Raw genomic sequence first — 9238 nt, 5'->3', positions numbered from 1 at the left:
GAGGGCGATCGCCCGCATCCGGTACGGCGCGTGGTCGGGCGCGCTGGCCGGCTTGCCGCTCGCGCCCCCGCCGCCGGACGGGGCCGAGCGGCGCCCGGCGCCGTCGTTGACGATCTCCAGCGCGACCCGGTCCCCGTCCGCCGAGACGGCGATCTCGCACCAGGTGGCGCTGGAGTGCCGCAGCACGTTGGTCGCGGCCTCCCGGGCGACCCAGCCGAGCGGCTCGTGGACGTGGGCGGGCAGCTCCGGGGACACCGCGGGGCTGGCGCAGCGGATCCCGGCGGCGCGCAGCACCGCGGACATGCCGTCCAGCTCGGTGCGCAGCGACGTCGCCCGGTAGCCGCGGACGACCTCGCGCACGTCGCTCACCGCGTCCCGCGCCATCGACTGGATCTCCGCCAGCTCCTTGCGGACGCGGCCCGGATCGCGCTCCAGGTAGCGCTCGGCCACTTCGGCGCGCAGCGCGACCGCCTGGAGGCTGTGGCCGAGGACGTCGTGCAGGTCGCGGGCGAAGCGGAGCCGCTCCTCCCCCACGGCGGAGCGGGCCGCCCGGGCACGCGCCTCCTGGAGCTCCTGGACGACATGGAACAGCCATACCTGGACATAGCCGGAGAACGCGGCGATCGGGACGCCCGCGGCCTCGTACAGCACGGCCAGCGGGGGCACTCCCAGGAAGGCGCCGTAGACCGGGGTCACAACGGTCGCGACCGCCGCCACCGCGACGGCCCGCCGCAGCGGCAGCACCACGGCGATCAGCCCGGACGGGAGCAGCAGCGCGTTCTCCCAGCCCCGCCCCGGCTCGAACGCGAGCGGCAGGAGCCAGGAGACGGCGATGATCGCGGCGAGCCCGAACCGGTGCCCGGCGGCGGTCCGCCGCATCAGGTTGAGCCAGAGCAGCCGGGCGTACAGCGCGAACACGCCGGCGACGCTCGCGAGGCCGAGCAGTACCCGCCAGGCGTCCGGGGACGGCGCGGTGATCTCCGCGGCGAGCGGCGGCAGCATGAACCCGGCCAGCGTGACCAGCGTCATCCCCACGATGATCGCGGCGATGACCGTGTGGCGCGGGATCCTCGGCTGCACGCGCCCAGCGTATGCGGCCCCGGGCGTCACCCGCGGCCCGCGGGGCTCACGGGCCCGGCCGCCCGGCTCACGCCGCCCGTGGCCGCCTGGCTCGCGCCGCCGGTGGCCGCGCGGCTCACGCCGCTCGCAGGCGGCCGGCCTGGCGTCCGGTGACCAGGCGGCCCTCGTCCAGCACGCCGATCCGGTCGGCGCGGCAGGCCTCCTCAGGATCCCTGGTGGTGATCACCACCGTCGTCCCCCGCGCGGCGAGGGACCTCAGGACGGCCCAGACCGCGCGTGCCGGAGCGTGGTCCAGCCCGGCGGTGGGCTCGTCCAGGAAGAGGACGTCCGACCGTCCGACGAGGGCGAGCGCGAGGTCGAGAAGGCGCCGCTGCCCCGGCGTCAGCCGCTCGAACGGGACGTCCGCGAGACGGGTGAGGCCCGTGAGCCGCAGGGCGTCGTCGCGGGTGAGCGGGTCCAGGGTCCAGCGCCGCCAGGTGTCGACGACCTCGGCGACGGTGAGGCCCGGGAACAGGCCGCCGTCCCGCCATACCGTCCCGGTCCGCACGGTGTCGTGGTCGGTGTAGGGATCGGTGCCGCGGACGCGGACGGTCCCGCCGGTCGGACGCCGGAGCCCGGCCAGCATCTCCAGCAGCGTGGTCTTGCCCGACCCGTAACGGCCGAGCAGCGCGTAGACGTCACCCTCCGCGACGGTGAACGAGACGTCCCGCACGGCCTGGTCCAGTCGCAGGTCGCGTACCTCGATCATGGGCGGCTTCATGGGTTCCATGCTGCCGCCGGGCGGCGCGGGGCTGCAGTCACGGACGTCAGAACCTGGCCATGGGTTCCGCAGGGGTCACCCATGACAAACGTCACGGGTGGCTGGTCTCGGCGATCGCCCATCCGGCCCGAGGGACGACGGCCCCGTCGGCGGAGAAGGCCGCCTCGCCCGCGACACACGTCCATACGGCGGACGGCAGGTCCACCTCGGCGGGTTCGTCGGCGAGGTTCAGCACGACCGCGAGGCGGTCGCTGCCGGACCCCACCGTGTAGGAAAGCGCCGTATTCGTCAAGGTGGCCTTCGTGGTGCGCGCGCGCACGAGCCAGGGGTGGCGTCGCCGCAGGCCTATCAGGTCTTGGTGGAGCCGGTGGTAGGGGCGACCATATCCGGGTGTCTCCTCCGGACGCTCTGGGAAGGACGGGCGGATGGCGTCGTCGCCGCCTTCGCGCTCTTCCTTGATGCCGTGGAAGCCGAACTCGTCCCCGGAGTAAATCGACGGTATCCCGCCGATGGTCAGCAGGACGACCAGCGCGTGCGCCAGGTACCGCTCGTCGTCGAGCCGGCTCGCGATGCGCGTCACGTCGTGGTTGCCGAGGAACGTCTGCGGCGCGAACGTCGTCAGCATCTCGTCGTGCCTGCCGAGCGCCCAGGCGAGCTCGAAAAGGTTGCGGTCGTTGAGCGAGCTCCAGATGGCCTTCCACAGCTCGTACTGGGTGACCGAGTCGAATCCGGCCCGCTCCACGATTCCGGCGTAGTCGCCGTGGATGACCTCCCCGACCAGCCACGCGTCCGGGAAGCGCGCGCGGACGCGATCGGTGACCGTCTTCCAGAAGTCCGTCGGGACGGCATAGGCGGCGTCCAGCCTCCAGCCGTCCACGCCGCGCTCCAGCCAGTAGGTCATGACGTCGGTGACGTAGTCGGCGACCTGGGGTTCGGCGTGGTTCAGCGCGACGAGCCGGTGGTGCCCCTCGAACGTGCGGAAGTCGCCCTGGCCGTCGGGGTCGAACCAGCCCGCGTAGGGGGACGCCGCGCCCCGGGCGGCGGCGTCGGTGAAGGCGGGGAAGCTCCGGCCGACATGGTTGAACACCCCGTCGAGCAGGACCCGCACCCCGCGCTCGGACGCCTGCTCGACCAGTTTCAGCAGGTCGGCCTCGTCACCGAGGCGGGGATCGATGCGGAAGTGGTCGACGGTGTCGTAGCCGTGGGTCTCGGACGCGAAGACGGGGCCGAGGGCCAGGCCGTTGCAGCCGAGCGCGATGAGGTGGTCGAGCCAGCCCGCGATCCTGGCGAGCCTCGACTCCCCCTGGACGGCCTCCGGCGCGGAGGACGCGGCGGAGGGCGGCTGAACGGAGGGCGGCTGAACGGAGGGCGGCTGGGCGGAAGGCGGCTCGTCGAGGGACGGGGCCGCGCGCTCGGCGCCGACGAAACCGAGCGGATAGACATGCCACCAGATGGCGTGATCGGGCCAGCGCATGCGGCTGTGCTACCCGGTTCCCCGCCCGGGAAACTCATTAAGGGATCACGGACTAATTTTCGCCGAGCCGGTCCATCAGCCGGGCCGCGAGCCGGAGCACCTCGCGCTCGGTCTCGCCGAGGCCGGCCAGCGCCGCCGCCAGCCAGGCGTCCCGCGCGTCCATGTCGCGGCGCAACGCGGCCAGCCCCTCGGCGGTGAGGGAGAGGACGGCCTGGCGGCGGTCCCGGTCGTCGCGGGCCCGGGCGATCAGCCCGTCGGCCTCCAGCTCGGCGAAGACGCGCGTGAGCGACTGGGGGCGCTGCCCCTCGGCCGCGGCGACGTCCCCGGCCGTGCTCGGTCCGCGCCGGTACAGGTGGCTCAGCACGAGGAGCTTGTTGTTGCTCAGCGCGTCCGGCCCTCGCGCGTACCGCATGCGGCGCGCGAGGTGCATCACCCCGTGCCGGATCTCCGCCACGGCCTCCCGCGGCACGTCAGGTCGCTCGTCCGCCATAATGTTACGCTATCACTTACGAATTCGCGGAGGTGTCGATGGCGTTCGCCGCTGCCGGGGCCGGTTCCCCGGCGATACGGGCGGTGACGGCCGCCTGCGCCGCCATGGCGGCGACACTGGCCGCCTTCGGCTCGGCCCTCCTGCTCGAACATCTCGCCCACCTGCACGTGGACACCGTCATGCAGGCGGTCGTCCTGTCCGTCACGCTGGCACGGAGCCAGCAGGACGCGCCCCGGGCCGACCGGCTCCTCGGTTTCGCCGTCCTCCCCGCCGTGGCGCTGGTGTCGGTCGAGCTCGGGACCCTGATGGCCGACCACGCGTTCGCGGGCGACGCCCTGTTCACCGCGCTGGTGGCCGGGGCGATCTGGCTCCGCCGGTTCGGGCGCCGCTTCGCCGGTGCGAGCAGGCTGATGCTGCTTCCGCCGATGGCCCTCCTCGTCGTCCCCCATGCGGTGCCCGGTTCGTCCACCGACCGGCTCCTGTGGACGCCTGTGGTGGCTCTGCTCGCCTGCTTCTGGGTGACGGCCGTCCACCTGCTCGTCCAACGCTTCGGCGAGGAGGAGCGCACGCCACCGCCCGCACCGGCGAGTCCGGCCAGGGCCACAGGGAGGCGCCTCGCGGCGAGCACCCGGATGGCCGCCCAGATGGCGACGGCGCTCGCGGCCGCCTTCGCGTCAGGACACCTCCTCTACCCCGACCACTGGTCATGGGTGGTGCTCACGGCGTTCATCGTCTGTAGCGGCGCCCAGGGACGCGGCGACGCCGTCCACAAGGGCCTTCTGCGCGCTCTCGGCGCCGCGGGCGGCACGGTGGTGGCCGCCCTGGTCTCGGATACGTTCGCTCCGGGCGACCAGAACGCCGTCGTCCTCATCTTCGTCATCCTTGGCGTCGCCATCGCGCTCCGCAGGGTGAACTACGCCTACTGGGCGGGCGGAGTGACGGCGGCCCTGTCCCTGCTCTACGGGTACTTCGGGCAGGCGGCCGGCCCGCTGCTGCGCGACCGCCTGGAGGCGATCCTGGTCGGTGCCGTCATCGGCGTCGCGGCGGCCTGGCTGGTCCTGCCGTTCCGCACCCGGGACGTCCTACGCCGTCGTACAGCCCTCGCACTGGCCGCCTTGGACGAAGTCCTCCGTGGTGAGCCGGACGCGGTAGGCAAGTTCGAGCGGGCAGTAGCGGAACTGGATCGCCTTCACGGCCCCCTGAGCGCACATCGTCTTCTCAAGCGACATGTCCACCGGGACACGCGGCCGCACCCCGCCGACGCCATAGACATCCTGTACGGAACCGTCGCCCACGTCCGTGCGCTGAGACCTGGCGCGCCCACGGGTGCACTTCGGCGCAACGTGGGTCTCGTCCGCCGCGCCATAGGGCGCCGGGCGGACGGTCAAGCGTACGAGCCCGCCCCCATACCGGACGGGCCGTCCGCACAGGCCATCGCCGGAATCGACTCGGCCATGGCCCGCCTCTATGACATCTTCACCCCGCCCGTCCCAGCCCCGGTGACTACGACCGCACAAGGATCTCCGGAGTCAGCTCGTCAGGCCGGCTGATTCCGGACAGGGCCATGGTCAGCTCCAGGTCCGCCTGAACGCAGCGCAGCACGTGCTGGACCCCCGCCTCGCCGGCGAGCGCCAGCCCGTAGGCGTACGGGCGCGCCAGCAGGACCGCCCTGGCGCCGAGCGCGAGGGCCTTCACGACGTCCGACCCCGTGCGGACACCGCTGTCGAACAGCACGGTCGCCTGGTCGCCGACCGCCTCCACCACGCCCGGCAGCGCGTCCAGGGACGCGATGGCGCCGTCCACCTGCCGCCCGCCGTGGTTGGAGACGATCACGCCGTCCATGCCGGCGTCCACGGCGCGCCGGGCGTCGTCCGGATGCTGGATGCCCTTGAGCGCGATCGGCCCGTCCCAGTGCTCCCGCAGGAAGGCCAGGTCGTCCCAGGTCAGCGAGGGATTCCCGAAGTTGGCGACCCAGTGGAGCAGCGCGGCGTCGCGGTTGGCCTCCGTCACGGGCCCGCCGATCGCCCGCTGGAACACCGGATCGCTGAAGTAGTTCGCGACGCCGATGCCGCGCAGGAAGGGCAGGTACGCCCGGTCCAGGTCGCGCGGGCGCCACGCCAGCGTGAAGGTGTCCAGGGTCACGACGAGGGCCGTGTAGCCCGCCGCCTTGGCCCGCCCCAGGAAGCTGGCGGCGAGGTCGCGGTCCTTGGGCCAGTAGAGCTGGTACCAGCGCGAGCCTTCGCCGTTGGCGGCGGCGACGTCCTCCATGGCGTACGAGGCGGCCGTGCTGAGCACCATCGTGAGCCCGGTGGCCGCCGCCGCCCGCGCCACCGCGAGCTCCCCGTCCGGGTGGAAGATCGACTGGACGCCGATGGGCGCGAGCAGCACCGGGGACGGCATCGAGGTGCCGAGGACGTCCACCGAAAGGTCCCGGTGGGCCACGTCCCGCAGCATCCTCGGGACGATCCGCCACCGGTCGAACGCCGCGCGGTTCGCCCTCGCGGTGGCCTCGCTGCCCGCCGACCCGGCCACGTACCCGAACGCCTGCGCCGACAGGACCTTCTCGGCCCGCGCCTCCAGCTTGGTCGGATCGGTGGGCAGCGTGGGCAGCACGTCCCCGAGACCTTGCAGGTAGATGGAGTTCTGGAAGTCGGCCAGCGCGCTCAAGGGAAACCTCCGCCGAGGGGACGCGGCCCGGCGGCCGCTCATGGATCGTCCCCCCAATCTGCCACGGCCGCTGACCGGACCGCCGGCCGGACCGTGTGACAGAACGGCACCAATCGGCGGGACCTCCGGTGGGGCGGGCCAAAGATGTCCGTGGGACCGGCCACAATGTGCTCATGGCACGACGCGGATCCCAAGCCCCTCCACCGCCGCCGGACTTCGAAGAGAACATCATCGACGTCGATGTCTCCGAGGAGATGCGCGGCAGCTTCCTCGAGTACGCCTACTCGGTGATCTACCAGCGGGCGCTCCCCGACGCGCGCGACGGGCTGAAGCCCGTCCAGCGGCGGATCCTGTACTCGATGAACGAGATGGGCCTGCGGCCCGACCGGGGGCACGTCAAGTGCGCCCGCGTCGTCGGCGAGGTCATGGGCAAGCTGCACCCGCACGGCGACAGCGCGATCTACGACGCGATGGTCCGGATGGCGCAGCCGTGGGCGATGCGGATGCCGCTGGTCGACGGGCACGGCAACTTCGGCTCGCTCGGCGGCGACGACCTGCCCGCCGCCATGCGGTACACCGAGGCCCGGATGTCCCGCGAGGCGATGCTCATGGTCGCCTCCATCGACGAGGACACCGTCGACTTCCGGCCCAACTACGACGGCCAGGAGACCGAGCCCGAGGTCCTGCCCGCCGCGTTCCCGAACCTGCTGGTGAACGGCGCGTCCGGCATCGCGGTCGGGATGGCCACCAACATGGCGCCGCACAACCTCGGCGAGGTCATCGCCGCGGCCCGGCACCTGATCGACCACCCCGAGGCGTCGCTGGACGACCTCATGCGCTTCGTGCCCGGCCCCGACCTGCCGACCGGCGGCAAGATCGTCGGTCTGGAGGGCATCCGCGACGCCTACGAGCGGGGCCGCGGGACGTTCCGCACCCGTGCCACGACGTCCATCGAGAACGTCACGGCCCGCCGCAAGGGCATCGTCGTCAGCGAGCTGCCGTACGCCGTCGGCCCCGAGCGCGTCAAGGCCAAGATCAAGGAACTGGTCAACGCCAAGAAGCTCCAGGGCATCGCCGACCTGAAGGACCTCACCGACCGCACCGTCGGGCTCCGCCTGGTCATCGAGGTCAAGAACGGCTTCAACCCCGAGGCCGTGCTCGCCGACCTCTACCGGCTCACGCCGATGGAGGAGACCTTCGGCATCAACAACGTCGCCCTCGTCGACGGCCAGCCCCGCACGCTCGGGCTGCGCGACATGCTCCAGGTCTACGTCGACCACCGCATCGACGTCGTGCGCCGCCGCTCGCTGCACCGGCGCAAGAAGCGCGAGGACCGCCTCCACCTGGTCGAGGGCCTCCTCGTCGCGCTGCTCAACATCGACGAGGTCATCCAGGTCATCCGGCAGAGCGACGACGCCGGCCAGGCCAAGCAGCGCCTCATGCAGATCTTCGAGCTGTCGGAGATCCAGGCGCAGTACATCCTCGACACGCCGCTGCGCCGCCTCACCCGCTTCGACCGGCTGGAGCTGGAGAAGGAGAAGGAGCAGCTCACCAAGGAGATCGCGAAGCTGACCGCGATCCTCGAATCGGAGAAGAAGCTCCGCAACCTCGTCTCCAAGGAGCTCGGCGAGGTCGCCGCCGAGTTCGCGACGCCCCGCCGCACCGTCCTGCTGGAGTCCTCCGGGCACACCGCCGCGTCCGCGGTCCCCCTGGAGGTCCCCGACGACCCGTGCACGGTGCTGATGTCGTCCACCGGCCTGCTCGCCCGCACCCACGGCGCCGAGCCGCTGCCCGACAGCGGCGCCCGGTCCCCGCACGACGTCCTGCTCTCCGTGGTCCCCGCGACGGCACGCGCCCAGGTCGGCGCCATCACCTCGCACGGGCGGGCGATCCGGATCGACGTCCTCGACCTGCCGACGCTGCCCCCGTCGGCCGCGCCCCCGTCCCTCGCCGGCGGCGCCCCCGTCACCGAGTACGTCGACCTCGAACCCGACGAGACCGTCGTCGGCATCGCCGCCCTCGACGACACCGGCGGCGGCCTCGCCCTCGGCACCGCGCACGGCGTGGTGAAGCGGGTCGTCCCCGACTTCCCCGCCAACCGCGACGACTTCGAGGTCATCGGCCTCAAGGACGGCGACCGCGTCATCGGCGCCGTCCAGCTCCTCTCCGAGGACCAGCACCTCGTCTTCATCACCAGCGACGCCCAGCTGCTGCACTTCGCCGCGTCCAACGTCCGCCCGCAGGGCCGCGCCGCCGGCGGGATGGCCGGCATCAAGCTCGGCGCGGGCGCCTCCGTCATCTGGTTCGGCGCGCTCGACCCCGGGCGCGAGGCCCGGGTGATCACCGTGTCGGGCTCGTCGTCCGCGCTGCCCGGCACCCAGACCGGCGCGATCAAGGTGGCCGACTTCGCCGACTTCCCGGCCAAGGGACGCGCGACGGGCGGCGTCCGCTCGCACCGCTTCCTCAAGGGCGAGGACGTGCTGATCCAGGCATGGGCCGCCCCGACCCCGCTGCGGGCGGCCGGGGCGGGCGGCCGGCCCGCCAACCTCAACGCGCCGCTCGGCCGCCGCGACGGATCCGGTGAGCGGCTCGACAAGCCGATCACGGCCATCAGCGGCCCGATCGGCCCCACCGCCGACGACTCCGGCGTCTCCCCGGCCGACACCGCCGCCGCGGCCGCCGAGTCCGACGCGTCCGACGGCTGACCGACACCGCCCCCGGCCCGGCCGCGCGAAACGGCGGCCGGGCCAAGAGCCGCACACGAGGT

The 9238-nt window shown here is 72.9% G+C and carries 7 protein-coding genes; 2 read left to right on the top strand and 5 right to left on the bottom strand.

Annotated elements, in window-relative coordinates; genetic code table 11:
- The 4 genes from E1300_RS14780 to E1300_RS14765 all read right to left on the bottom strand — a co-directional run.
- The coding region (locus E1300_RS14780) for a sensor histidine kinase (RefSeq protein ID WP_131757563.1) at window positions 1-1080 on the bottom strand (1080 nt) is incomplete at its 3' end.
- A gap of 115 nt (window positions 1081-1195) precedes the next feature.
- Complete coding sequence (locus E1300_RS14775) at window positions 1196-1840, bottom strand: ATP-binding cassette domain-containing protein (RefSeq protein ID WP_242619155.1); 645 nt, start codon at window positions 1838-1840, stop codon at window positions 1196-1198.
- Between the two features lie 91 nt (window positions 1841-1931).
- The gene (locus tag E1300_RS14770) at window positions 1932-3314 is read right to left on the bottom strand and encodes an alpha-amylase family glycosyl hydrolase (RefSeq protein WP_131757562.1); all 1383 of its coding nucleotides are present in this window, start codon (window positions 3312-3314) and stop codon (window positions 1932-1934) included.
- A 52-nt stretch (window positions 3315-3366) separates the two neighbouring features.
- Complete coding sequence (locus E1300_RS14765) at window positions 3367-3804, bottom strand: MarR family winged helix-turn-helix transcriptional regulator (RefSeq protein ID WP_207399725.1); 438 nt, start codon at window positions 3802-3804, stop codon at window positions 3367-3369.
- 38 nt (window positions 3805-3842) lie between these two features.
- Between E1300_RS14765 and E1300_RS14760 the strand changes: the two genes are divergently transcribed.
- A complete protein-coding gene (locus E1300_RS14760; protein ID WP_131757561.1) occupies window positions 3843-5354 on the top strand; it encodes an FUSC family protein in 1512 nt (503 codons plus the stop codon).
- Here the strand turns inward: E1300_RS14760 and E1300_RS14755 are convergent.
- Window positions 5308-6471 (bottom strand): lactate 2-monooxygenase, encoded by a 1164-nt coding sequence (locus tag E1300_RS14755; protein WP_131757560.1) that lies wholly within the window; start codon window positions 6469-6471, stop codon window positions 5308-5310. The genes E1300_RS14760 and E1300_RS14755 overlap by 47 nt on opposite strands.
- 173 nt (window positions 6472-6644) lie before the next feature.
- Between E1300_RS14755 and E1300_RS14750 the strand changes: the two genes are divergently transcribed.
- Entirely contained in the window at window positions 6645-9176 is a 2532-nt protein-coding gene (locus E1300_RS14750) for a DNA gyrase/topoisomerase IV subunit A (RefSeq protein WP_131757559.1), read from the top strand.
- Window positions 9177-9238 lie beyond the last annotated feature (62 nt).

It is taken from the genome of Actinomadura fibrosa (assembly GCF_900659615.1).
In the GTDB taxonomy this organism is placed as follows: Bacteria; Actinomycetota; Actinomycetes; order Streptosporangiales; family Streptosporangiaceae; genus Spirillospora; species Spirillospora fibrosa.
Note: the sequence above shows the minus strand (reverse complement) of the source record. Positions and strands in the feature narration are given on the sequence as shown.

What these genes read in the sequence shown, in the direction of transcription:
- E1300_RS14775 (WP_242619155.1), bottom strand. Translation starts at nt 1,840, where the DNA reads ATGAAGCCGCCCATGATCGAGGTACGCGACCTGCGACTGGACCAGGCC.
- E1300_RS14760 (WP_131757561.1), top strand. Translation starts at nt 3,843, where the DNA reads ATGGCGTTCGCCGCTGCCGGGGCCGGTTCCCCGGCGATACGGGCGGTG.
- E1300_RS14770 (WP_131757562.1), bottom strand. Translation starts at nt 3,314, where the DNA reads ATGCGCTGGCCCGATCACGCCATCTGGTGGCATGTCTATCCGCTCGGT.
- E1300_RS14750 (WP_131757559.1), top strand. Translation starts at nt 6,645, where the DNA reads ATGGCACGACGCGGATCCCAAGCCCCTCCACCGCCGCCGGACTTCGAA.
- E1300_RS14765 (WP_207399725.1), bottom strand. Translation starts at nt 3,804, where the DNA reads ATGGCGGACGAGCGACCTGACGTGCCGCGGGAGGCCGTGGCGGAGATC.